At 39.3% G+C, this 23619-nt stretch carries 25 protein-coding genes and 3 pseudogenes; 7 read left to right on the top strand and 21 right to left on the bottom strand.

What is annotated here, in order from left to right; translation table 11 throughout:
- Positions 1–57 precede the first annotated feature (57 nt).
- Complete coding sequence (gene qoxA / locus ACO1D1_RS25510; protein WP_149870490.1) at positions 58–957, bottom strand: cytochrome aa3 quinol oxidase subunit II; 900 nt, start codon at positions 955–957, stop codon at positions 58–60.
- A gap of 349 nt (positions 958–1306) precedes the next feature.
- Between qoxA and ACO1D1_RS25505 the strand changes: the two genes are divergently transcribed.
- Both ACO1D1_RS25505 and ACO1D1_RS25500 read left to right on the top strand, forming a co-directional pair.
- Entirely contained in the window at positions 1307–1753 is a 447-nt protein-coding gene (locus ACO1D1_RS25505; RefSeq protein ID WP_149870491.1) for a S1 domain-containing RNA-binding protein, read from the top strand.
- Positions 1754–1849: 96 nt separating this feature from the next.
- Positions 1850–2677, top strand: coding sequence for an HAD family hydrolase (locus ACO1D1_RS25500; RefSeq protein ID WP_149870492.1), 828 nt, complete (start codon positions 1850–1852; stop codon positions 2675–2677).
- A 63-nt stretch (positions 2678–2740) separates the two neighbouring features.
- On the opposite strand, the gene ACO1D1_RS25495 is transcribed toward ACO1D1_RS25500, so the two are convergent.
- The 9 genes from ACO1D1_RS25495 to ACO1D1_RS25455 form a co-directional block, all read right to left on the bottom strand.
- Complete coding sequence (locus tag ACO1D1_RS25495) at positions 2741–2911, bottom strand: hypothetical protein (RefSeq protein ID WP_423337566.1); 171 nt, start codon at positions 2909–2911, stop codon at positions 2741–2743.
- Positions 2912–3132: 221 nt separating this feature from the next.
- On the bottom strand, positions 3133–3363 hold the full coding sequence (locus ACO1D1_RS25490) for an LrgB family protein (protein ID WP_223821007.1): 231 nt from the start codon (positions 3361–3363) through the stop codon (positions 3133–3135).
- 2 nt (positions 3364–3365) lie between these two features.
- Complete coding sequence (locus tag ACO1D1_RS25485; RefSeq protein ID WP_263315193.1) at positions 3366–3581, bottom strand: CidA/LrgA family protein; 216 nt, start codon at positions 3579–3581, stop codon at positions 3366–3368.
- 10 nt (positions 3582–3591) lie between these two features.
- A complete protein-coding gene (locus ACO1D1_RS25480) occupies positions 3592–4005 on the bottom strand; it encodes a LysR family transcriptional regulator (RefSeq protein ID WP_149870495.1) in 414 nt (137 codons plus the stop codon).
- A gap of 91 nt (positions 4006–4096) precedes the next feature.
- Positions 4097–5476 carry a branched-chain amino acid transport system II carrier protein gene (gene brnQ, locus ACO1D1_RS25475; RefSeq protein ID WP_149870496.1) on the bottom strand — a complete coding sequence of 460 codons (1380 nt, stop codon included), beginning with the start codon at positions 5474–5476 and terminating at the stop codon, positions 4097–4099.
- Positions 5477–5783: 307 nt separating this feature from the next.
- Positions 5784–6467 (bottom strand): BsuPI-related putative proteinase inhibitor, encoded by a 684-nt coding sequence (locus ACO1D1_RS25470; protein ID WP_423337565.1) that lies wholly within the window; start codon positions 6465–6467, stop codon positions 5784–5786.
- 106 nt (positions 6468–6573) lie between these two features.
- Complete coding sequence (locus tag ACO1D1_RS25465) at positions 6574–7359, bottom strand: HAD family hydrolase (RefSeq protein WP_423337564.1); 786 nt, start codon at positions 7357–7359, stop codon at positions 6574–6576.
- A 138-nt stretch (positions 7360–7497) separates the two neighbouring features.
- Complete coding sequence (locus ACO1D1_RS25460; RefSeq protein WP_149870499.1) at positions 7498–8691, bottom strand: glucose-1-phosphate adenylyltransferase; 1194 nt, start codon at positions 8689–8691, stop codon at positions 7498–7500.
- Between the two features lie 274 nt (positions 8692–8965).
- The gene (locus tag ACO1D1_RS25455) at positions 8966–10192 is read right to left on the bottom strand and encodes a DUF438 domain-containing protein (RefSeq protein WP_149870500.1); all 1227 of its coding nucleotides are present in this window, start codon (positions 10190–10192) and stop codon (positions 8966–8968) included.
- A 302-nt stretch (positions 10193–10494) separates the two neighbouring features.
- On the opposite strand from ACO1D1_RS25455, the gene ACO1D1_RS25450 reads away from it, so the two are divergent.
- Positions 10495–11472, top strand: a complete 978-nt coding sequence (locus ACO1D1_RS25450; protein WP_423337563.1) for a ring-cleaving dioxygenase — start codon at positions 10495–10497, stop codon at positions 11470–11472.
- Positions 11473–11563: 91 nt separating this feature from the next.
- Here the strand turns inward: ACO1D1_RS25450 and ACO1D1_RS25445 are convergent, their stop codons facing one another.
- The gene (locus ACO1D1_RS25445; RefSeq protein WP_149870501.1) at positions 11564–13156 is read right to left on the bottom strand and encodes a long-chain-fatty-acid--CoA ligase; all 1593 of its coding nucleotides are present in this window, start codon (positions 13154–13156) and stop codon (positions 11564–11566) included.
- 293 nt (positions 13157–13449) lie between these two features.
- Here ACO1D1_RS25445 and ACO1D1_RS25440 point away from each other — a divergent pair.
- Positions 13450–13524 (top strand): annotated as a pseudogene (locus ACO1D1_RS25440) (CotG/ExsB N-terminal domain-containing protein); the annotation flags it as partial.
- Between the two features lie 107 nt (positions 13525–13631).
- On the opposite strand, the gene ACO1D1_RS25435 reads toward ACO1D1_RS25440, so the two are convergent.
- Both ACO1D1_RS25435 and ACO1D1_RS25430 read right to left on the bottom strand, forming a co-directional pair.
- The gene (locus ACO1D1_RS25435; protein WP_423337577.1) at positions 13632–14192 is read right to left on the bottom strand and encodes a hypothetical protein; all 561 of its coding nucleotides are present in this window, start codon (positions 14190–14192) and stop codon (positions 13632–13634) included.
- Positions 14193–14366: 174 nt separating this feature from the next.
- Positions 14367–15458: a CotH kinase family protein gene (locus ACO1D1_RS25430; protein ID WP_149870504.1), complete on the bottom strand. Its 1092-nt coding sequence runs from the start codon at positions 15456–15458 to the stop codon at positions 14367–14369.
- Positions 15459–15664: 206 nt separating this feature from the next.
- Here ACO1D1_RS25430 and ACO1D1_RS25425 point away from each other — a divergent pair.
- Both ACO1D1_RS25425 and ACO1D1_RS25420 read left to right on the top strand, forming a co-directional pair.
- Positions 15665–15739 (top strand): annotated as a pseudogene (locus ACO1D1_RS25425) (CotG/ExsB N-terminal domain-containing protein); the annotation flags it as partial.
- An 85-nt stretch (positions 15740–15824) separates the two neighbouring features.
- On the top strand, positions 15825–15947 hold the full coding sequence (locus ACO1D1_RS25420) for a hypothetical protein (protein WP_263315194.1): 123 nt from the start codon (positions 15825–15827) through the stop codon (positions 15945–15947).
- A 117-nt stretch (positions 15948–16064) separates the two neighbouring features.
- Here ACO1D1_RS25420 and ACO1D1_RS25415 read toward each other — a convergent pair whose 3' ends face one another.
- Positions 16065–16787: a DsbA family oxidoreductase gene (locus ACO1D1_RS25415; protein ID WP_149870505.1), complete on the bottom strand. Its 723-nt coding sequence runs from the start codon at positions 16785–16787 to the stop codon at positions 16065–16067.
- 175 nt (positions 16788–16962) lie between these two features.
- On the opposite strand from ACO1D1_RS25415, the gene ACO1D1_RS25410 reads away from it, so the two are divergent.
- A complete protein-coding gene (locus ACO1D1_RS25410; protein ID WP_423337562.1) occupies positions 16963–17685 on the top strand; it encodes a hypothetical protein in 723 nt (240 codons plus the stop codon).
- A 39-nt stretch (positions 17686–17724) separates the two neighbouring features.
- On the opposite strand, the gene ACO1D1_RS25405 is transcribed toward ACO1D1_RS25410, so the two are convergent.
- The 7 genes and pseudogenes from ACO1D1_RS25405 to ACO1D1_RS25375 form a co-directional block, all read right to left on the bottom strand.
- Positions 17725–18447: a CBS domain-containing protein gene (locus ACO1D1_RS25405; RefSeq protein ID WP_423337561.1), complete on the bottom strand. Its 723-nt coding sequence runs from the start codon at positions 18445–18447 to the stop codon at positions 17725–17727.
- A 184-nt stretch (positions 18448–18631) separates the two neighbouring features.
- The gene (locus ACO1D1_RS25400; RefSeq protein WP_149870508.1) at positions 18632–19153 is read right to left on the bottom strand and encodes a response regulator; all 522 of its coding nucleotides are present in this window, start codon (positions 19151–19153) and stop codon (positions 18632–18634) included.
- A gap of 79 nt (positions 19154–19232) precedes the next feature.
- Positions 19233–20264 (bottom strand): fatty acid desaturase, encoded by a 1032-nt coding sequence (locus ACO1D1_RS25395; RefSeq protein ID WP_149870509.1) that lies wholly within the window; start codon positions 20262–20264, stop codon positions 19233–19235.
- A 144-nt stretch (positions 20265–20408) separates the two neighbouring features.
- A pseudogene (gene dacB, locus ACO1D1_RS25390) lies at positions 20409–21841 on the bottom strand (D-alanyl-D-alanine carboxypeptidase/D-alanyl-D-alanine endopeptidase).
- Between the two features lie 98 nt (positions 21842–21939).
- Positions 21940–22800, bottom strand: a complete 861-nt coding sequence (locus ACO1D1_RS25385) for a glycosyl hydrolase family 18 protein (RefSeq protein ID WP_423337560.1) — start codon at positions 22798–22800, stop codon at positions 21940–21942.
- Positions 22763–23209 carry a LysM peptidoglycan-binding domain-containing protein gene (locus tag ACO1D1_RS25380; protein WP_423337559.1) on the bottom strand — a complete coding sequence of 149 codons (447 nt, stop codon included), beginning with the start codon at positions 23207–23209 and terminating at the stop codon, positions 22763–22765. The genes ACO1D1_RS25385 and ACO1D1_RS25380 overlap by 38 nt, the downstream gene beginning before the upstream one ends.
- Positions 23210–23319: 110 nt before the next feature.
- Positions 23320–23487: a hypothetical protein gene (locus ACO1D1_RS25375; protein WP_423337576.1), complete on the bottom strand. Its 168-nt coding sequence runs from the start codon at positions 23485–23487 to the stop codon at positions 23320–23322.
- Between the last annotated feature and the right edge of the window lie 132 nt (positions 23488–23619).

Genomic DNA, 23619 nt, shown 5'->3' with positions numbered 1-23619 from the left:
TTCCAAGAAATTCATTTTTTTAACTATTCATTTACCGTTCAATATTTACTCATAATTTTAGTGATCAGACATATCCATTTCCATTGGTGAATGTCCAGCATGATCTTCCTCTTGTTTGTCCGAACCCATGTGATGTTCATTAGGAGGAGGATTAAAGCCTAAATGCGTACCAGTAAATGTCATTTGTCCGAGATGCCCCGGTTTTAATAACTCGTTAAACTTGTTCTCCGTTAGAGGGTTTGCGGTCTTCTTCACGTCTTTTACCCATTTATCAAAATCCTCTTCGGACATTGCCGTAACATTGAACATATTTTCAGCGAATCCTTTACCGCTGAAGTTTGCGTTTCGGCCCATCATTTCACCGGGTTCATCTGCAGCTAAGTGCAATGTCGTGATCATATCAGACATTGCATATTTTTGTCCGCCAAGCTGCGGAATCCAGAAACTTGTAATCGGTCCATATGAATATAGCTTAAATTCAATCGGACGGTCTGTTGGAATATATAAATAGTTAACCGTTTCAATATTTTCCTCCGGGTAACTAAAATGCCATTTCCAGTCAGATGATGAAGCATATATAACTAAAGGTTCCTTATCCTGATATCCAAGTGGTTTAGCTTCAACAATATAGTTACTTTGTACAGATACAATCGAAAAGTACGTAACAATAACGATTGGAATTCCGACACAGATCAATTCGACCCATTTATTCCCCTCGATGTGAGGCGGTTCATAGTCCGGGCTTGCCTTAGAAGCGCGATACTTAATTAACACATAAATCAAAATAGCGAAAACAACAACCACAATAAATGACATGATTCCAATCGATAACAAGATATCATGGGCTTGCCTTTCCGCTTGAGGCCCTTTAGGGTCAAGAACCATTAATGGCTCACATCCTGTAAGCACTGTGGCAATGGTTAAAACAAGCATTAATAAAGCCGATTTTAATTTCATACTAGTACCCCTTTCTCTTATTTAAGACATTTCCATGTTTAAATTTTTTGTGTGTGTGATTTAAATCACATCTTAAAGCTATCTTAATAGCAATTAGTTTGAAAGGACACCCATTTTGAAGATATGTCACTAAATGTTCAAAAACAATTCAACAATTCGAAACGGGGATGCAATTCATTGGAATTTTGTTTGAAAATCGATTATTATATAGCTTTTGTGAATTATTTCACGTAAATATCAGCAAACAAAAGTGGGCTATTTAGCTATAAAAATAAAGAGGATATTCTTTTTCATAAATATTTGTTATAATAAGGTGTCTTTAACATTATTGAGGGGGAACTATATTTCAATGTCAGTCGAAGTAGGCAGTAAAGTACAAGGTAAAGTAACAGGTATCACTAATTTTGGAGCATTCGTAGAATTACCAGGCGGCTCAACAGGTCTCGTGCATATTAGTGAGGTTGCGGACAGCTATGTAAAGGATGTGAATGATCATCTCAAAATAGGTGACGTAGTCGAAGTAAAAGTAATTAGTGAGAAGGACGGAAAAACTGCCTTATCCATTAAAAAAGCAATTGATAAACCTGAGGGACAAACCTCTTCCTATTCACGTCCACCACGTCAAGGAAGAACAGACAACCGTTCGAAAGACTTTCGTTCAAAAGGCAATTTCAAACCGAAGGAAAGTTTTGAAGATAAAATGTCTAAATTTTTGAAGTCAAGTGAAGAGAATTTATCTAGCCTTAAACGTAACACGGAATCAAAACGGGGCGGCCGAGGCGGAAGACGCGCATAACTGCTGCGTTTTTCATAGATCACATAGATAAAGGCAAGCCAGTACAAACCGGCTTGCCTTTTCCGTTAAGATCAAATGAGAAAGGACTTATGAACGATGAAATGTTTATCAATCGATTTAGACGGAACATTATTAAACTCTGACCATGAAATCTCGGAAGAAAATCTAAAAGCTTTAAACGATCTGCAGGAACAAGGACATTGTCTTATTTTGAACACTGGCCGCGCCTATGCAGATGTGATTAATTTAAAAGCCATCCAAAATATGGAGATTCCAATTTTTTGTGTTAATGGTTCTGTTCTATACTCCCATACAAGAGAGCTGATGTTTGAAGCGACATTATCGCCTGAAACATATCTTGAATTATTCTCCATTTTAAGGGAATTTGGTGTAGGAATCCTCGTCTACACCAATCATGGCGGCTTTCCGTCAACATTGCCGCCATTACATGGTAAAACAAGGCAGGAGCTTGATACACTTTTTAATGAATTTAATTATGCTGAAATTCTTGAAATAGACAATCTAAAAATCTATAAACTTATTGCACTAGTCCATCATGATCAACTCGAAAAAATCACAGCGGTAAAAGCACAAATAGCCGGCAAATTTTCAATTTCAGTAGCGTCCTCCTTCCCTAATAATGTCGAAATCACCTCTAACGAAGCCCATAAAGGAAAGGCTTTATTACGCTATCAAGCAATGACGGGCCATATATTTGATGAAATTATTGCTTTTGGAGATGGCGGGAATGACCTTGCCCAATTTGAAGTGGCGACGACTTCCGTTGCGATGGGAAATGCCCCAACTCATGTTCAGCAAAAAGCAGATATCATCACGAAGAGTAATGATGAAGATGGCTTTGCCTATGCTGTTCGACAGCTTCTCCCATTACTAAAAAACGAAGAAAAAGTCCCAGCAAATTAATAAGAACGAGCCATTTTTTATGGCTCGTTCCCTTTTTTTGAAAACCATCTTTCCTCTTATCTTTTAATATTTTGTTAACAGCTTCATAATCTCTTTTTTTCGATCCTTATCTTTTATTCTCGTTAAATCCAGGGCAAATTCAAAGCCTTTATGTTTCGACCTTAGTACTTCTTTTATCGCCTTTTTGATACTTGCCTCATCGTCCGTAACGGCGATTACCCTTCGCAGCATCATTTCCCCTCCTCAATTGAGTTGGTTAACTTGGAAAAATGGACATTCCTTTTCATTATATTTGGCAATTTTTAAAAAATGGAAAATAATCAGTCAATTAATTATACCTAAATACCTATCATGTGACTATTATAATGGAATCCTTTCTATTTTTTTAAAAGAAAAAGGCTCCAATAAGCACTATAATTACCATTTCTACAATAGGTGATGTATGTTCAAATTCATTAGAGAGGGAATATTGGTACGGCAAAAGCAACTGTAGCTGGGCCGAGTAAATGTGTCAGCCATTTGACATCTTTAATATATTGGTTTGCAGAAACATTTGTTACTGAAATTAGTACAATTAATAGGATAGGTGCTAAGAGTAAGGGATGAAAAAGTGGAATACTCCATTTTCCATTCACCATTTTGGAAAAACGGTAAATCAGATACGTTGCAAAAGTAAACAGGATCATCGTCAATGCTGCTCACTCCTTTTCCTGCCCGTCATTTTTTCCGCAACTAAGGCTGTCAATCCCATAACTATGATTGTACTTATTGCAATTAATCCAACAATCTCCGCTCCCTGCAGGCTCAAAATATCATGATAGTTCACAATCCCGACCGCGGAAGGTATAAAGAAAAGCAGCAATTCTGCCAATAGCCAATTTGCACCCTTCTCTACCCATTCCAACTTGATGACTTTAAAGAAAAGAGCTATTAAAAGAAGAACCGCCGTACTCTGTAATATTCAATTCAATATTAGGATAGGCACGATGAAACTTAGCCATAACCCTCGGAAAAAATAAACTGCCGATAAAAGGTGGAAGCCCGATATTAATTTGACCCCTTGCTAAGTTCGTCAAATCATTTAAAGACGTTCTCATTTCTTCAATCAGGACGTTCATTTTCTGCGCATATTCCATTACAACCTTCCATGCATCGGTCAAATCACTTGTCTTATTGGAGCGAATGATCAGGGTCATGCCAAGCTCTTCTTCCAATGCCATGATGGACTTACTTAATGCTGGCTGTGAAATATGCATATTTTCAGCCGCTTTTGTTATACTTTTATGTTTGGCCACCTCAATGAAAAATTGTAGTTGTCTTAATTCCAAATTCAAGCACCTCAAGCCTCTAGTTTACATAACATTTTTACGGTAAATAAGTTAAATTTAAGAAAAAAACACCTCCACAACTGTGGAGATGTTAAACCGCACCCTCCGTTTTACTCTTTAGTCGAAAAGCCCAGTAGTTCTGTACACGGACGATTAATGTCGAAATCAATATGGCAATCAAAACTGGAATCAGCCACCCCAGCCCATCATTGTATAAAGGCAAAATCCTTTCATAAAAGGAAATTATCGCTTTTAACCAGCCAAAATAACCGATTTCAAGCTGCTGGCAAAATGTTTTTATGCCATCAATCACACTAATCATAAATGTAACCGTAGTAGCTGAAAGATATACGAGACGTGAATGATGAAATAATTTTGATAAAAATGTCAAAAGCATTAATGCTACTGCTAATGGATATAAAAACATTAAAACAGGTATTGAGAATTGAATGATGTTCGATAATCCAAAGTTCGCGACAGTGAATGACACGAGTGAAAAGAATACCACCCACATTTTGTAACTGAATTTAGGAAATAACATATGAAAGTATTCCCCGCAAGCCGTGATCAATCCAATACTTGTCGTCAAACAGGCTAGGATGATAACAATTGCTAACATGACTGTTCCTAAAGTACCAAAATAATAAGATGCTGCCTTCCCAAGAACTGGCCCACCAGTCTCAAACAGCCCAAAGGATTCTGTACTTGTCGCTCCTAGATAAGCAATACCAGCGTAAATGATTCCAAGGAATACGATCGCGACAATTCCGGACTTAGCAGATGCTGAAAGAATTCCACGAGTAGTCGTGATTCCCATCGAACGAATGGCATTGATCACAATAATTCCAAAAACGAGTGAGGCAAGGGCATCCATTGTGTTATACCCTTCCATGATCCCCTTCATGAAAGCCCCATTAGCATAAGCTTCCTGTGGTGCACTTATCGGACCGATTGGTTTCACCACTGCCATAACCAATAAAACAAAAATAAGAACGATTATGCCTGGAGAAAGGATTTTTCCAACGTTGTCCACGATTTTAGCAGGGTTTAATGAAAACCATAGTGTGACAATAAAGAAAACAGCTGTAAAAATAATTAATCCGACTTGGCCCAATCCTTCACCGACTAAGGGAGCAATCCCGATATCGTAGGCTACTGCTCCCGTCCTTGGCGCAGCAAAGAATGGCCCAATTGTTAAATAGAGTAATGCTGTAAAGATGATTCCGTAAAGTGGATGAATCCTGCTAGCAAGTTCTTGCAAATTCTTACTGCCGGAAACCCCCATCGCTAAAATGCCAAGGAATGGAAGCCCGATTCCTGTGATCAAAAATCCTCCGACAGCCATCCAAATATTCGTTCCTGCTTGCTGCCCAAGTCCAGCCGGAAAAATTAAATTCCCTGCACCGAAAAATAAGGCAAACAACATAACTCCTATAATGAAATACCTTGAAAACGGCAATTTATTTTGCATATAAACTGTCCCACCCTGATGTAATTTAACTGATAATTGAAATCTATCATCCTTAATCAAACTTTTCCGTGACTAATATTACTATTCTCAAGAGAGAAAATCAACTCATTTTAGGGATTATTTAGACGATTTAGAAATGACAAACGTTTACAGTTTTTTTGATAAAATCAAGGTTTAGCCTAAAAAAATCCACCTTTCCCTAAAATTATGTTAGAAAAATAAAAAACAGTTCCCAAACTGATTTTGGGAACTGCAAAAAGGTGATTCTTAAGGCATATTTTTAATTTAGAATATTGGCACGTTTACATCACTCTTCTACAAACATTTGAATGACTTTTTGTCCTGCTTCATTTTCTATATAGTGGAACGAAACGGTCCCGCCTTCTTGAAGGGAAGATAATTGGTTTCGGGCTTCATCTGACAGCTGATAGGCTACTTTTTTCCCTTCCATGTCAATTTCGATTGTGTGTGGATCCATTTGACCAACGTACGTGCCTGAGCCTTTTGCAAATGAATTTTTTATTATTAAGTTTGTAACTGATTTTGCTTCTTCCTCTTTTGCAGTTAAGAAAACTTCAATTTTGTACTGGCCATTCGGCAGGTCCGTAATCGCAAAATCGTTCGTCATTTCTTGATTATTTTCTAAAGTAATTTCTCTTATTGCTTGTGTGGATGCAACTTCATCGGAAAATTGCTTTACTTTCTTTCCTGCTTGATCGTAAACAATGTAATCAGCTTCCAATCCAGTTGGAAACGTAAGTTTTTTTGTTTGTCCCGAAATATTTTTCACTTTGTAATGGACAAGCGTCTCATTTTTCTCAGCACTAATATCGATAGTAGGCAAGAAATTCGCAGCAATCTCATTTCCTTCAGTAGTTTCTGTTTTTATCCCTTCCACTCCCCCATTTGATTTTGTCTCTATTCCGCAACTAGCTAAAAGTCCAATGACAACTGTTGAACTAATAATAATTAGTATTTTTTTAGTTACCATTTATCCCAAACCCCTTTTACTATTTTGGTGTTTCAGCTAAATAGTCGCAGAAAGGAGGAATAAAGTTACAGCTTCTATGTCATTGGATTGAGCCTTTTTTTAAACTCTACAGATTCTCCAAGATTGGAAAAAGCTCTTCTAAATGCTGAATTTCGAATGAAGGGATTACCTCATTTCTCACTTTGTTGTGACGATTAATCCAAACGGTTTTGATTCCCGCACGGTTCGCCCCAAGGATATCTGTCATCAAATTATCTCCAACCATTATCACTTCCTCCTTCTTTAGTGAAAGGAGTGACAAAGCATGTTCAAAAATAGAAGGATCGGGCTTTCCCTTACCGAAATCTCCAGAAATGACAATATGATCAAAATACGGGACAAGTTCGGGTGTAATCTCTAATTTTGTATTTTGTAAATCCGGTGACCCATTTGTCAATAAAAGCAACTGATAATGATCATTTAAGGCATCAAGAGTTTTAAAGGATTCCTCGTAAACAAACGGTGCCTTTCGCCGTTCCTGTGGAAATCGCTCAGCTAACTCAAGGCCCAGGGCAGGGTCGTCAATCCCCAACGTCAAAAGCCCTTTTGTCCAAGCATCTTTCCGATAAGTAGGAACAGTTTCCTGCATTTTTTTAAAATGATCATGATTTTCATCTAAAAAGTTACCCCATAATCCTTCGAATGGATTAATCCCTATCATTTGCGTAAAAGAATAAAATTCATATGAAGCATACAACTTTCTCGCAGCCTCCCGCACAGCTTCCTCTAGCTGATCTGTATCAATTCCACACCGGTCTTCTGCTACTTTACATGTGGCCGCAAATGCTTCCTTTACACTTTTTTGGTCCCAAAGTAGTGTATCGTCTAAATCAAAAAAAATCGCTTTAATCATGTTGCCCCTCTCCCCTATCAATTATATTTTTATAGTTTACCACTTTAATAGGTAAAAACAAATTATTTTTTGAATAGTGGAATAATTATAAAGAGAAACTAACAAAAAAGAAGAACATTCAATTTCTATCATTCCCTGCTATGACATGACCGATATCACATTTTCCTGTGGAGTATTGCCCTTAATGGCGGGATCGACGATTTCGTTATGTCCGACAACCATTAATTGCATTTTTGGATTATTTGAGACAATAATGACGCCATTCTTGATGATCGATTGGCTGCCGACAACAGCATTCTCAATCCAGACATTTTCTTCAATTGTTGTATGAGGCAGGATCACAGCGTTTTTGAGCCGTGCTCCCTTTCCAACTTTAACACCGTTAAAGACAACTGATTTTTCGATTGAACCGTAAATTTCGCAGCCTTCAGAAATCAAACTTTGATGAATCTTTGCACTTTCGGCTAAAAATAACGGCGGCTCCGTTGTTTCAACTGTATGGATTGGCCACTTGGGGTTTTGTAAAAATATATTATTCTCTCCATTTAACAGATCCATATTGGCCTCCCAATAACTATGTACAGTGCCAACATCCCGCCAGTAATTGTCAAAACAGTAGGCATATAGCCGTAAGCCATCGCACAGCATAGACGGAATAATATCTTTGCCGAAGTCTCTATTGGTATATTCCTTTTGTTCCTCTTGCCACAAATACTCTCTTAATATCGGCCACGAAAAAATATAAATACCCATAGAAGCCAGATTCGATGTTGGTCGTTTTGGCTTTTCCTCAAAATCGATAATTTTATTCGTTCTTTTATCCATTTGGATGATTCCAAAGCGGCTGGCTTCTTCCAATGGAACTTCAACAACAGCAATGGTACAATCTGCTTTCGTTTCAATATGCTGCTCCAACATGATTGAATAATCCATTTTATAAATTTGATCTGCAGATAGTATGGCAACGTAGTCAGGATTACATTGCTCGATAAATTCAATGTTCTGAAATACAGCATGTGAAGTACCCTCATACCACTCAACCCCAGAGTCACAATGCTGATAAGGTGGAAGGATGGTTAGACCGCCATTCCGATTATACAAATTCCAATAACTGCATTGGCCAAGATGGGCATGCAGCTCATAGGGCTTATATTGAGTTAAAATACCAACTGTATCGATTCCAGAGTTTTTGCAATTACTTAGAGTAAAGTCAATGATGCGGTATTTCCCGCCAAATGGCACGGCTGGTTTTACTAGTGTCTTTGTAAGGAGGTTCAGCCTAGTCCCCTTTCCGCCAGCCAACAACAAAGCAATCCATTTTCTATTTACCATTGTTCTTCACCTCGTAAAAAAAATTTTCTTCCTTTCATTAGATGGAATTAACGTTCTTCTACTACTCTTATTATCCCCGATTTTTTCCAACTTTCCGGTTTATCTGTTACAGCTTTGTGAATTTGTCCTGCTTTTTTATCGACACAAAAATTAATTAATCACTAGATTTGACTGTTCATGTCGCAATATAGACCAACCTATTGAAAGCGCCTCATAGAAAAAACCTGCCAAGCTTGACACGATTCTATCATGCAAACTAGGCAGGTTTTATCAGTTAAGATAATATTCGTTTTTCACCATCGATTCCTTTAATCGGTGCAATATTTTGGGTAAATTCTAGCGTGCCAATGTATTTTCCTGTCTCATCACGAACAGCGAAATAACGAATATAGACATATTTATCCTTAAACGGAATCCAGAAGTCCTCTGTGTTTTTTTTGCCTGATTTAAAGTCGGCTAGCAGTTCCTCGACCACATGGACACTTCTTGGCGGGTGGCAGTTTTGAACGGTTCGGCCGATAATGGCTTTCGTCCGTGCAAAGATTCTTTCTTTCCCATGCGAGAAGTAACGGACTACATCATCCTGGTCAATGAATGTGATATCCACCGGCAAATGATTTAACAACAGCTCAAGCTGTTTTAATGATAAGATTCCGGTTTCCATTTTAATATATCCTTCGGAGATTGCCTTTTCGTTCAGTCCTTTTCTGTCTGGTTTCCATTCTTCTGCAGGTGCCGTCAAGCAAAAACCAATTTCATCACTTTCATGGGCAATTTTTACCCACTCATCCTCCGTTAGATTTTTCAATGCCATGGGGAAGAGGATGTTTTCTTCTCGATAAATCATCTCCCCTACTTCTTGAATGACATAATCCATTACACTCGATACTGCTTGCTTGTCGCCATGATAATTGGCTAACTTTTGTTTGGCATCTTTAATCGCATCGCGGATAAAGTCATCGATTCGCCACATATTAGTGGTTGGTCCATAAATACCATACTTTTCTAAATAAGGAAAAATCAAATTCTCCTTTCGGCTGTAATGTTTATCAATGTCCAACAAGAGATTGATATCTTCCAATAGCGTATATACATTTTCAGTACTATCATCTTTATCAAATTGCCATAGATGGATCTGAATCTGCGTTTTTAATAATTTTTCAATTTCTTGATTTTCAAGTTTAAAGGTATGAATGGGATGCCCCGGCTGTTCCTCTGGTTTCCTGTATTGTTCACTCTCTTCCTCAATTGAACCTTTAAATATTGCCGTATGTTTTGTGTATAAGCGCTGCAGCTCCTCAGCAGATATACCTTCAACAAAATCATGCTGGAGCTGGGAAATTTCATCGACGGTAATTTTTCCAATAAAGGCATCAAAATGTGCTTTTACCTCATCAAGATTGCGCCCGTTATGAAGGTCCTGAAAGATTTGCTTTAATATGGTAAGACGATCTGTATTAGTAGTGGTCAAATTTTTTCGGTTATTAATGAATTCACTCATAAAAGATTCTCCTTCACTATTGCTGCATACTTGTGAAACATTTCTCATTACAAACTTAACACTTAAAAAAAGGGATGTTTGTGATTAACATCATAAGTATGCTTTTAATTGTGAAAACTTTAAGAACGATCACTTCTAAAATTAAAATGGGAATGACGTTTGCTGTAGGCGTAATATTTCCAATCTTGACATTGTCTTTTATCCATGATATATTTATCTCGAATTAAAGATGTATGAACTTGAGATATGGGTGAATCAATTCTGGAATGGAATAATATAAACATCTTTAAGGAGGAATTCAAATGAGCAGATTAAAAGGGATCCACCATGTTACCGCAATTACGAGCAGTGCTGAAAAAAACTACGAATTTTTCACAAATGTTTTAGGGATGCGCTTAGTTAAGAAAACAGTCAATCAGGATGATATTCAAACCTACCATTTATTTTTTGCAGACGATTCCGGAAGCCCTGGCACCGATATGACATTCTTCGACTTCCCCGGCATTCCAAAAGGGACTCATGGGACCAATGAGATTTCAAAAACTTCCTTCCGTGTTCCGAGTGATGCTGCCCTGAATTATTGGGTCAAACGTTTTGACCGTTTAGAAGTAAAACATACTGCGATTAAAGAGCAATTTGGCAAAAAGACATTATCATTTGTTGATTTTGATGATCAGCAGTATCAATTGATTTCAGATGAAACCAATAAAGGGGTTGCTTCTGGCACACCATGGCAAAATGGACCGATCCCATTAGAGTATGCCATTACCGGATTAGGACCGATATTCGTTCGCATCGCCAACTTTGACTATTTTAAAGAAATGATGGAAAAGGTGTTACTGTTTAAAGAAATTGCTCACGAAGGTGCCTTCCATTTATTCGAAGTAGGAGAAGGCGGCAATGGTGCACAGGTTGTCGTCGAATATAATGCGGTTCTTCCACAGGCACAACAAGGATTTGGGACAGTACACCATGCAGCATTCCGTGTGGAAGATCGTTCTGTTTTAGAAGATTGGATAGGGCGAATGGAAGGTTTCGGCTTCCAAACCTCTGGTTTTGTCGATCAATACTTTTTTGGTTCATTGTATGTAAGAGTGGCCCCACAAATCTTATTTGAATTCGCAACAGACGGACCAGGATTTATGGGTGATGAACCGTATGAAACTCTTGGAGAAAAGTTATCATTGCCTCCATTCTTAGAGACAAAACGAGAACAGATCGAGAAACTAGTCCGTCCGATTAACACAGTTAGAAGCACAATTGAATTTAAAAAGGAATGATTTTTTCACGGGCAATATATCGTTGAGGCCGTTAAGAATCGTACAACAAAAGGCATTGATCTTGAAATCATTGCCTTTTGTTTATGATCAGTTAATTCACTCTTTTCGGACCCTGCCAATACATTTCTCTCAAACGATATTTTTGCAGTTTACCTGTGGCTGTTTTTGGAAGAGCCTCCACAAATTCGACCGCTTTTGGTGATTTAAAGTGGGCCATGTTCGCTCGGCAAAATTGGATGATTTCCTCTTCCGTGACGTTTGCTCCGGGTTGCAACACGATGATGGCCTTTGGAACCTCGCCCCATTTTTCATCCGGAATGGCAATAACTGCAGTCTCCAAGACATCTGGGTGTTTATACAAAACCCCTTCGACCTCAGTAGAAGAAATATTTTCTCCTCCTGAAATAATCAAATCCTTGGCACGGTCTTGGATTTCTATGAATCCGTCTGGATGAGTAACCGCCAAATCGCCAGTATGGAACCATCCATCCCTAATTGAAGCAGCAGTCGTTTCAGGGTCCTTATAATATCCCGCCATGACCACATTTCCGCGGGTAACAATCTCTCCCAGCTCTCGTCCATTCCAGGCAACTTCCTGACCGTCCTGATGGACGACCCTTGTTTCTCCATTAAACGCGAGTTCAATACCCTGTCTTGCCTTAATTGTTGCTTGTTCATCCGACGACTTTGATTCAAATTCTTTTTTCCATTCACAATAGAGAATGAACGGTGATGTTTCCGTCAACCCGTATACGTGGATCATATTTAATCCTAGAATTTCTTGTGCTTTATGAATCAACGCAGCTGCAGGCGGTGCCCCTGCTGTAGCCATCCGAGGATTCGTCTTGATTTCGACTTCCTTCGCCTTTGGATCATTTACCAGCATGTTCACCACGGTCGGCGCCCCACATAACAGTGAAATATTTTTTTCTTCAAATAGTTCGAGAATAAGCGGTGGATCAACCTTTCGCAAACAAACATGGGTACCGCCGGCTGCTGTAATTGCCCATACCCCTCCCCAGCCATTTGCGTGAAACATCGGTAACGTGTGTAGATATACATCATCATGTTGTACATTCAGATGATAAAGGAAATTAGCTGCATTCAGGTAATTTCCTCGATGTGTTAACATAACACCCTTTGGTTTTGAAGTGGTTCCACTCGTATAATTGAGAGTAAGAAGCTGATTTTCATCAATTTCCACTTTCGGTAACTTGGAAATTTTTGGAGCATGGCGAAGGAAATCCTCATAATCCACACTTTTTAAAGATGTTTTTTGTCCCGGAACTGGCACGATAATGATTGGATCAAGGGAAAGTCGATGAATGATTTTCTCAATCGGTGCGCAAAATTCTTCATCGACAATTAACATCTTTGAATCACTGTGACGGATAATGTACTCCAAATCCTCTGCGGACAAACGGTAATTCAATGGAACCATGACAGCACCAAGTTGGCAAATTCCATAAAAGCTTTCCAACATATAATGGGTGTTAGGCAGCATCACCGCTACGTGATCACCCTCCGATATTCCCGCTTGATACAATGCTGCCGAAAGCTGATCTACTCGTTGTCCAAATTCTTGATATGTAAATTCTTTTTCACCGTCAATCACAGCTGTTTTTTTAGGATAATATTTTATCGCTCGCCGTTTCCAATCAAGTGGGGTTAGTGGGGAAAACATAACATCCATCTCCTTTTTTGAAAATTCACTTATTAATTTCAGCAATGATTCGAAAAAACCCTTTATATTTGAAAAAAATCTTATCCCAGTTTTGAAAAATTGGTGCCTGACACCCTTTTTAAGTATGTCACCTTTTTTATGTTGGTTTTGGACAATCTTTTTTAATTATTGAGTCATTCCCCTATACAAATTGTACGTGACCTACGTAGATTAGTAGGAGAATAGGAGACGAGCAGTATTTATTTGTGTATTGCTTCCGTCTTCCCTTTTCAAGAATAATAAGAGGTGAAATAATGAGACATTTTTCTTCAGATGATATTCAAAAGGCTGCAGAGGAGGTAAAAAGGTCCGGTCAAGGAAAACACATGTTTAATGACCCTGGATTAAAAAAGAGATCACATCACAAAAGACATCATGGACCAAAGCCTCCTGGACATCGGAAAACTTCACGTAGGAGAACCGCAAAACCAATGCATCAAAATAAGGCTCGCAGGAACACTTCCAGAAACCGTCCTACTTCTGTCATGGTGACTTCTCGACGCAATACTTCCAGAAACCGTCCTACTTCTGTCATGGTGACTTCTCGACGCAATACTTCCAGAAACCGTCCTACTTCTGTCATGGTGACTTCTCGACGCAATACCTCTAGAAACCGTCCTACTTCTGTCATGGTGACTTCTCGATGGAATACTTCCAGAAACCGACCTACTTCTGTCATGGTAACTTCTCGTCGAAATACTTCCAGAAACCGTCCTACTTCTGTCATGGTAACTTCTCGTCGAAATACTTCCAGAAACCGCCCTACTTCTGTCATGGTAACTTCTCGTCGAAATACTTCCAGAAACCGCCCTACTTCTGTCATGGTAACTTCTCGTCGAAATACTTCCAGAAACCGCCCTACTTCTGTCATGGTAACTTCCAGAAGAAATACCTCAAGAAGAAATACTTCCAGAAGAAATACTTCAAGAAGGAATACTTCAAGAAGGAATACTTCAAGAAGGAATACTTCGGGGCAAGGCGGGTCAAGATGTTGCAATCGTTCACGCAGGAATAATAGAGGCCAAGACAACTTTGGATGGAGCGCAACGCCGAATGATGATTTTGAAGTGGAAGGTTATATTTTGGACGGCAATATTTGGAGACCTATTAGGGGCTAAGTCTATGTCAAATATCTCTGAAATGTAAAAGATGCCAATCGGCATCTTTTTCTCTATTCCCAGTTTAATAATTTTCTCTGTAAATACATTCTTCTATCCTCAATATACTTAGAAATCACTTCAGGCTCCTTATCAAAGTCAGCTATATTATGCTTTATATAAGGATCCTGCAGCACAAACGGACGAACCTGTTGGAGCAATCTTTCAACCTTTGGCATCATAAATTCCAGGGTAAATTGTTGTTCCATAATTTCTTTAAGCAAGTTTCGGTACCGATTACGAAAATAATCAACATCAAGGAGCCTTGCTGTTAATGTATTAAAACCATCAATCGGGACATAATTCGCTTCCATTACCTTTCCGTTGACATCTCGTCCCCATGTTGCATCATAATCCCAGGGAATCACTTCAAATAAGCCGGTAGTTCCATTCCTGTAAAGGGCATAGTTATGAACAAAACCATCATAGTTAGATGTGAAAATTATCCCGGCAATCCAACGAAGGTATTTTTCCACGTCGACATAATTCTGGATTTCTTTTTCAAAATCAGATTGTGGAATCGTGTTAATGTGAAAGATAAATTCTTGTAAGTAAAAATCTTCCTCGGGAGTGCCGCACTTTCTTTCATATCCCAACTCCAATGATTTCTTTGTTTCTTTGTCTAAGTCACTCATTAAAGAAAAGTTTGCATCCCCATCGACTGCATAAAAAATACTTCCGGTTGGAAGGACTCTTCTTTGTAAAAAATTCTCATCCACCGACTCGATTTCTAAATAAACTCCATCTGCCCTGCCATTTTGCATTAAGAAAACATGTTTAGATTGCGGTGATAAAACGCCAATCTCTGAGAAGAAATCAAAAGACAATTTGTTTCGGATGAGTGATGGATCTTTAAATTCAGCATTAAGGTGCATCCGGCTAGAACCTTTATATTTTTTAGGGTTATAAAATGCAATTTGATAAGACTTTTTCGAAAAATCTCGAATATGGGATCCACGATAACTTAAATCAATCTCAAGCCTTCTCCCATCTATCGTTAACTGGGCTGGAACTGGTTCATCAATCCAGATGTCTCTTCTAAGCTCTCGCAGGTCAATTGGTTTAATAAAAAGCTTATAGTGCGGAATGCTTGTATCCACGGCGATTATTTATACCTCCTTTCTTTATTCGTATGAATAATAAAGAATGAAGGTCACGTTTTAATTGCATATTTTCTTTACATAGGCGTTTGTCCCAAACAGGGACAACTGTACAAACGTAAATTGATTAAAGAAGAGTGAGTATGAACGCCAATCATGTCAATTGGATTGTATACTTCCTTTTCTGGATTTTAAGGAGGTGCTAAATTAAGGTGAGTGAATTTTCATCAGAGGATATTCAAAGGGCAGCGGACGAAGTTAGACGTGGTGGTTTCGGAGACTTTATGTTTAGAGACCCAGGACAGCACCGTGGAACTTCACGACGAAGAACCTCACGGCGTCAGATGACATCACGAAGAAGGACTTCAAGACGTGTCACATCAAGTTCTCACAATACTTCACGTAGAAAAACGTCGAGACGGCATACTTCAAGAAGAAATACGAGGAGATGCTGCTCCGGTTGGCGGAACACTTCTCGTGGCAATGAACAGGTAAAGACTTGTTGGCAAGACGGCAACATGTGGGAATATTGTATTCGCAGTCGCAGGTAATGGATTACGCCAATAACATGGGAAAGCACGCCAATGCATACTTTCCCATGTTTTTTTCGATCTATTTCTCTTTGGGAATCACACAGTTTCCATCGGCACAACTAACATCTTCCTCGGTCGAAAGATCCTGAAGGATCGGTGCAGGTGATTCTTCCTCCCAAACTTTTTCCAACGCACCTTTAAACGTTTCTAGTGGCTGAGCACCGGAAATGGCATATTTGGAATTGATAATAAAATAGGGAACGCCGCTAATCTGATATTGCTGGGCTATTCCTTCATCTGCACGCACCTCGTTGGCATAAGCGGTTTTATCTTGAAGAACCGCCAATACCTCTTGCCGGTCTATACCTGATACCTCAGCAATATCTGCTAAAGTATCAATATCGCCTATATGCTTTGATTCGCTGAAATAGCCATGAAGGAGCTTTTCAGTAACCATTGCTTCTTTCCCTTTTGTTTTCGCAAACTTTGCCAAGCGGTGGGCATCAAATGTATTAGTAGGTTTCATCCCTTCAAAATCATATGTTAATCCGACTGACGCTGCCTGCTGGCCGACACCTAGATTGGCTTGCTTTGCCTGTTCAATACTCATGCCATACTTTTTTGCTAACACTTCATGTATATTCTGACCACTGTATTCGGACGAATTCGGATCCAGTTCAAAACTTTTAAATTCAACCTCTACCTGATCTTTATGTGGAAATTGATCTAACGCCTCTTCTAACCTGCGTTTCCCAATATAACAAAACGGACATACATAATCAGACCATACTTCAATTTTCATGAAAACACCTCGTTTTTCTTTGATTATGTAATATAGTAACATACCAGGTTTGAAATCCAATACAATGTGCTCCTTGGAGTTAAAAAAAAGCAAATAAAGAAATTCTCAGCAACTTATATATTTTTAAATGTTGGAAATAATAACCTCGATTAACATTGAGAGGATGGGATGTTTGATGTCGTTAGAATGGTTTGACAGAGTATGTGCGGAACTGCAGGATCACCTGGAGTCGATTTGTGAAGAATATGATCAGGTTGGTCAAATGACAATTGAGAGAGCCGCCAAGCATCCAAGGATTGAGTTTTACGTTGATACCACTGATGTGGACACCGAGGAACTTGACAGAGATTATTTTTGCACGCTGTTTTTCGACCCGCAAAACGAAGAATTTTACATTGATAGCTTCGATGTTGACAGCGGCCACACGGCGAAAATCATCCTTTCAGACATCGAGGAAATTGTCGAGGAAGTACATGCAAGCCTTCATGACTACATCAACGGCGAAGACCATTATACAGACGATGGCGTCTATCTGCAGTCTGATGAAAGTTTTGAAGATGAATGCGGAACGGTGGACGATGATGATGAAGAATACTTTGAAGCAGAACAAATCAACACCGATGATATCTTTGAGGAAATTGATGTCGATTGGTCTACACCAGAAGTGACAGCCTTCAAGCATGAAGACGAGGTGGAAGTAACCTATCAGTTTGGTGTCGTTCAGGCAACAGGTGATGGCGTCCTCAAACGGGTGAACCGGATTTGGACAACCGATGACGAGCTAATCAAGGATGAATCCCATTTCGTTTTTAGTAAAGAGGAAGCGTCAACGATTATCGCGATGATTGCCAGCCACATGGACCAACTAAGCGAGTTTAATTTTGATGATATGCCCTAACATACAAGGGAGCAGCGCTATTGCTGCTCCCTCTTTCATTTAGTCCACAGTATAATCAATTTCAATCAAATCCCAAGCGGTGATAATGCCTAATGGTACCTCATCGTCACTCCCATTTTCTGTGATAATTACACCTTCAATTTTACGTTTCTTTTTATGGGCTTTTTCAAAGATATTTTCAACCTCAAATATATTGATACTTTTATTGACTATCTCTATCGGACGATCTTTTTCGTACTCCAGAATAGCAGAAACACGGATATCCGATAGGTTCACTCGTCCGGCCTCCATATGTTGCGCCATCCATTTTACGATGGATCCAGCCGTCAAAAGGCCGATGCATTTTTTATTTTTATAGATTGGAAACTTAGAATAACCGAATTCTTTTATGGCATCAGTTACTTTTAAAATGCTGTCCTGTACATCAAAATAAACGACCTTTTTTGAGGCAATGGAAAGTGCGTAATTAGGACGGCTTAAGACATTGGCGATTTTTTCAATATGACTAACCACCTTTGCATTTGGTTCAGCGATATAGAAGCCAACCTCCATTTTTTCGTGGACAATTGCGTTTCTGAGCCGTGCGTATTGCTCTAAATCTTTCTTAAAGGTTTCGATAATTTGATATTTTTTTGCCCCAACCTTCACCAAAACTACAAATCTTTCATCATTGATTTGAACAATGTCGCGTAGTGCCTCATGAACTTGATTGTAGGCGACTTCAAACCGCTCCGATAATTGCTGTCCTTGTTTTTTATTCATATTATGTTCTCCTAATTTTAAATCTACTTTATCTTTATTAAATCAACATTCTCATTGTAAAATCAATACTTGATATTTTCAAAGTAATGGCCCTCTTTTTTTTACTTACCCATTATTCCACTATTAACCAAAGAAACTGTATCCAAATTGGATACAGCCCGCTTCTTTAAAAATCACCATAACCCTATCCGGTTGGTAACTTTATTTTATCTATTATGGTTGAAAAATAGCTTCTAACGGTGCCAAGTGTTTTACTTTGATCAGTAGAGTTCTCATTTATAGTTTTATCATTATCTAATTCATCAGCACTGGATTCCGAGTCCATTAATTCAGGAGAATAAATCCGCTTTCCAGCTATAACACTCCGTATTGAGGAGACCAACTCGTCACTCGGACTATCCTTCAATAAATAACCTTTAACATTCGCTTCTAAGGCACGTCTAAAATATCCTATCCTAGCAAAGGTTGTTAAAATGATTACTTTGCAGGGTGACGGATTTAATGCTTCCGCTGCCTCAAGCCCCGTTATTTTGGGCATCTCAATATCCATCAGGCAAACATCGGGCTGTAATTGGTGTACAAGCGTAAGTGCCTCTTCCCCATTGCTTGCCAGTCCTACTACTTCCATATCATCTTCCAAATTGAGGAGCGAACCCATTGCCCCTAACAGCAGTTCCTGATCTTCTGCGATGACAATCCGTATCATTATGTTCTCTCCTTATCTGGCAGCCGCAACTAAGCAGAGATTCCTCTTTAGTAAAAGGAGTCAGCCATTGACGGTATTCTTAAAGTTCTGGTTTAATTTGATGCGAAACACTACTTTTAGCTGCAGATTTAATATCCTTAAAGGTCACGAAATTCTTGTTTTTCTCATCCCATAAGCGGAAGCGAAGTGACCGTAAGCTTGTCGTAAGCGTGATAGTCGGTACATTTTGTAACGGAGGTGTATTTTTGTGTGCCTCTTCCAGTTTATAATTAGGTACCCTTGGACTTAAATGGTGTACGTGGTGAAAGCCGATATTTCCTGTTAGAAATTGCATGATTTTTGGAAGCTTATAAAAAGAACTTCCCTCCACAGCAGCTTTCACGTATTCCCACTCTTTATCTTCTTCAAAATAGGAATCCTCAAAGGTGTGCTGTACATAAAAAAGCCAAATACCTGCTGATCCTGAAATCATAAAAATTGTGCCCTGTACTAACAGAAATGTCTGCCACCCTATTGCCCAGCAGAATATTGCAATCAAAGCAACGATGATTACATTCGTTAAATAGGTGTTGTTACGTTCCTTCGTTCTAGCACCTTTACGGTTAAATCTATTTTTAAGAAGGAATACATAAATCGGACCTAATCCAAACATTACCAAAGGATTACGATAAAATCGATAGGCTAAACGCAGTTTAAGTGGTGCTGCTAGGTATTCATCAACTGTAAGTGTCCAAATATCTCCAGTGCCTCGCTTATCAAGGTTACCACTTGTCGCATGATGAACCGAGTGCTCATGACCCCATTGATCAAATGGGAATAATGTTAAAACCCCCATACATGTCCCCACTGCTCGGTTAGCACGGCGGCTTTTAAAGAACGAATGATGGGTACAATCATGAAAAATAATGAAAATCCGTACTAAATACCCGGCAGCAAGGATGGATGGAACGAGTGTCAACCAATAGGAGACAGAGAGACTTTGATAAGCAAGGAACCATAGGATCATAAATGGCACGACCGTGTTAATGATCTGCCATATACTTTGCTTTGTCGTTGATTTTTCAAAAGGAGTCATTTGCTTTTTTAAGTTTTTCGTATTTTGTAAGGTCATTTAGTTGAGTTCCCTTCTTGGAATGTGGCGTTAAACCAATTATAAAGGAAGGGATTTGGACTTGTTAGTAGCAGGTGTCATATACCGGGCATGATAAATGTCATGTCCAAGGTATTTTACCTATCATTTTCCGCCATAATTTACTTAATATAGGTTCCCTAACAGCTGCACGATTTGATCTTCAATTATTTTCCCTTTTTTTTCATTCACTAAATTATTTAACAGGATAGAAAATATCAATGTTTGTCCACTTTTCGTGGTTGCATAGCCTGATAATGAACTAACAGTAGAAATCGTACCGGTTTTTGCCTTGACTTTTCCGAGGGTACTTGGATTTTTTAATCGATTCCTTAGGGATCCCCCTACCATTTTCTCATGGACACCAGCTACAGGCAGTGAATGGAGATAGGTAGTGAACCACGTTTCCTTCTGGACAGCAAATAATAGCTGGGTGATTTGATTGGCTGGGACAAGATCAACATGGGATATGCCTGAACCATCCCGGATTACCATTGTTTTTGTATTTACACCGAAACGTGCGGCTTCGGTTTCCATAACAGCTAACCCCTTTTCCCAACTTCCTTCTCCTTTCATCACCTTGCCCATTTCTTTGATTAATATCTCAGCGTGCACATTGTTACTCAGCTTCATAAATGGAACAAGCAATTCCGATAAGGGCATCGATTGGTGGTTCGTCAAAACTCTTGCTGTATCAGGCACCTCGCCTGATACGATTTTTCCGGACACAGTGATTCCATGTTTGGCTAATGATTTCTTAAAAAGCGTGGCTGCATACCTGGTCGGGTCCCACACACCAATCCATTCTGTAACCGCTTTGGATTTTAATGGAATTGTCCCTTCAATGGTGATCGTGTTCGTTGCGTGATCCCGCTCGACAGAGATCTTCTTATTGCCATCAGCTTCAACCGTGACAGCATGATTGGTGATCTTCATATAATTTGTTTTCGGTGTAACTTCCACATTCACCATGTCCCCAATTTTTGTTCCCGGTTTAACTTTCACTTTAACAGAACCTGCATCGTAGTCATTTGTTGGGGAGGCGGTAAGTGCAGAAATCTGGGCTCCATAATAGGTGGTTTCGTCACTCCATGGCATATCGAGTGAATAACGAACATCATCGTAACGCGAATCATCCCCAACCAGATTTCCCTTTATCTGTTTAATTCCCTTCTTTTTTATCTCCCCAGCCATTTGATCAAAATCAGACTTTAATAAGGTTGGGTCACCTTTACCTTTTAGATAAATATTGCCATGCAATGTATTATTTTTCACTTTGGAATCTGTAAGCACTTCCGTCGTAAAAGAATAATTCTCTCCCAAAACGCTTAAAGCGGCCGCGGCTGTAAACAACTTCATGTTTGAAGCGGGACGTAATCGAATATCTCCTTGATGATCATAAATAATTTCACCGTTCGTTGCATTTCGAATACTGATTCCAGCAATTGCCCCTCTAAATCTGGGTCCGATTGAATGATATAATTTAGCTGCTGGCTCCAATTCTTATGGCCATTCATTGCTTTAACGTGATGGCTTGGAGATGTTACAGCAAACAGCATGATGATTAGTAAAACGTAATAGTTCACACTCTTTATCAATCTATGAACCAGCCTTCCCTTTTTTTAAAAAGTGTTTCCAAAAATGCAGTTTTTAGGCCCTATTTTTTTAAAACATTAATATTTTTACTAAGATACGCCCAATTTTGCGGTGCCGGCAGACTTATCTGCCAAAAAGTCGTGCCACTTAATTGGTAAATATCAATTAAACGGTATTTTTCTATATAGCTCCGAATGTCTTCAAACCAGACGACATGCTCTTCTACTCCATGCCAATACCGATACCATGGTGATTTAGCAGTTTGATTAAATTCAATCGGAGACCCGGTTGAGATGGCTTGATTTTGGGCGCCAAGAACCGATTGAGCATGTGTTTTATTAGTATGAACCACCTTGTCGTACCCATAAAGCGGCATGGCGATTTGCAGCTTTCGTGGATTAATTTGGGTTATCGAGTATTGAATCACTTGCTCCATCCATGAAACCGGAGCAACCGGATCAGGCGGACCACCGGGATAACCGTAGTCAATCGTCATGACCGCTACCAGGTCGGACACGTTACCAATAGCCGCATAGTCGTATGCCCCGATGATTCGATTGGTCGGTATATCTGCTGTTTTCGCGTGAACATTTACATGCAAGATCAGCCCGCCTAATGCATTCTTTAAATCTCCTAAAAAAGTAATAAAATCAATGCGCCTTGCCGGAGGGATAAACTCAAAGTCAATACTTACGCCGCCAAACCCCCGTTGTATGGTGAGATTCACAATACTTGCTACTAAATTTCCACGAAAGGCGGGATTTTGTAGAACCTTTCCGGCAAGCTCCGCACTGAAATTACTGCCTGTAAAATTCCGGATCATCAATAGCGGTGTAATGTTCAATTCCATACACCTTGCTATAATATCGGCATCCTCGGTTTCGTTATAGGCGTAACCTTCCTCTTGTAAATGAATAGGCAACGATGGCCCCATAGGTCAATTGGCCGGCAACAGAATCAAGGATTGAATAAACGGTGCTTGCCGATGATGGCACAATAAATCCCAGTGTGGAAATTTCAAACTTTATTGGTGATGGGATCCTGATAATTTGGCCGATTAGGAGTTGATTTGGATCCAGCCCTGGATTCACAGCTAGAATGGAGGAGGCGTCGATTATAAATCGCTGTGCTAATTTCCAGATTTGATCCCCTGCTTGTATTCGATAATAGCGAAGCGGCTGTAGAGTGTTAGGGATATATAATGCAAGTCCAGGAACAATAGAAGTCGCCGATGGTAATCCGTTTAATTCTATGATTGATTGAATGGTCACCCCATACCTGTTTGAGATCTTCCATAAATTCTCTCCACTTTGAACAACATGAACGTCCATAACACTCCACCTCCCTATTACAATCATATGGATTTGGAAATTGATTATACTAAGTTGTTAATCAAAAAATTATCTACCGATTCTAGTAGGTTAAAACCGTCCACTAACGCTTAAAGCCTTGGATCGATTGGATCTGATTCTAATGCTAAAACTCCCAACACGCATTCGTGGTACCGCTCCAACGACTCTTTGCCAACAAAGCGATTTACCGACTCGACACCTAAAGCAAATTCCTTCAAGGCGTTACGTTGCTTTCTGCTAACATTTCGCTGCTTTATTGGTTATCTTCTGCTCAGCGGCGCACGAAGCTTGAAAGCGTTTCACGAGAATGCGAAACGCCTATCTAGGTTGTTGGGTTTGGGCTGATATCGGCTGGCTGCAGAAACCGAACCAAGCAGGCTACATAACAC

This window comes from Neobacillus sp. 19, assembly GCF_049463095.1.
In the GTDB taxonomy this organism is placed as follows: domain Bacteria; phylum Bacillota; class Bacilli; order Bacillales; family Cytobacillaceae; genus Neobacillus.
The sequence above is the reverse complement of the archived record's forward strand: the minus strand, read 5'-3'. Positions and strand labels throughout refer to the sequence as shown.

Coding starts and splice junctions, on each gene's coding strand:
- ACO1D1_RS25410 (WP_423337562.1), top strand. CDS start 16,963: ATGTCGTTAGAATGGTTTGACAGAGTATGTGCGGAACTGCAGGATCAC.
- ACO1D1_RS25460 (WP_149870499.1), bottom strand. CDS start 8,691: ATGGTAAATAGAAAATGGATTGCTTTGTTGTTGGCTGGCGGAAAGGGG.
- ACO1D1_RS25395 (WP_149870509.1), bottom strand. CDS start 20,264: ATGACCTTACAAAATACGAAAAACTTAAAAAAGCAAATGACTCCTTTT.
- ACO1D1_RS25465 (WP_423337564.1), bottom strand. CDS start 7,359: ATGATTAAAGCGATTTTTTTTGATTTAGACGATACACTACTTTGGGAC.
- ACO1D1_RS25445 (WP_149870501.1), bottom strand. CDS start 13,156: ATGTTTTCCCCACTAACCCCACTTGATTGGAAACGGCGAGCGATAAAA.
- qoxA (WP_149870490.1), bottom strand. CDS start 957: ATGAAATTAAAATCGGCTTTATTAATGCTTGTTTTAACCATTGCCACA.
- brnQ (WP_149870496.1), bottom strand. CDS start 5,476: ATGCAAAATAAATTGCCGTTTTCAAGGTATTTCATTATAGGAGTTATG.
- ACO1D1_RS25495 (WP_423337566.1), bottom strand. CDS start 2,911: ATGATGCTGCGAAGGGTAATCGCCGTTACGGACGATGAGGCAAGTATC.
- ACO1D1_RS25415 (WP_149870505.1), bottom strand. CDS start 16,787: ATGAAAATTGAAGTATGGTCTGATTATGTATGTCCGTTTTGTTATATT.
- ACO1D1_RS25400 (WP_149870508.1), bottom strand. CDS start 19,153: ATGATACGGATTGTCATCGCAGAAGATCAGGAACTGCTGTTAGGGGCA.
- ACO1D1_RS25505 (WP_149870491.1), top strand. CDS start 1,307: ATGTCAGTCGAAGTAGGCAGTAAAGTACAAGGTAAAGTAACAGGTATC.
- ACO1D1_RS25500 (WP_149870492.1), top strand. CDS start 1,850: ATGAAATGTTTATCAATCGATTTAGACGGAACATTATTAAACTCTGAC.
- ACO1D1_RS25470 (WP_423337565.1), bottom strand. CDS start 6,467: ATGGTAACTAAAAAAATACTAATTATTATTAGTTCAACAGTTGTCATT.
- ACO1D1_RS25405 (WP_423337561.1), bottom strand. CDS start 18,447: ATGAATAAAAAACAAGGACAGCAATTATCGGAGCGGTTTGAAGTCGCC.
- ACO1D1_RS25450 (WP_423337563.1), top strand. CDS start 10,495: ATGAGCAGATTAAAAGGGATCCACCATGTTACCGCAATTACGAGCAGT.
- ACO1D1_RS25380 (WP_423337559.1), bottom strand. CDS start 23,209: ATGGACGTTCATGTTGTTCAAAGTGGAGAGAATTTATGGAAGATCTCA.
- ACO1D1_RS25455 (WP_149870500.1), bottom strand. CDS start 10,192: ATGAGTGAATTCATTAATAACCGAAAAAATTTGACCACTACTAATACA.
- ACO1D1_RS25490 (WP_223821007.1), bottom strand. CDS start 3,363: ATGATCCTGTTTACTTTTGCAACGTATCTGATTTACCGTTTTTCCAAA.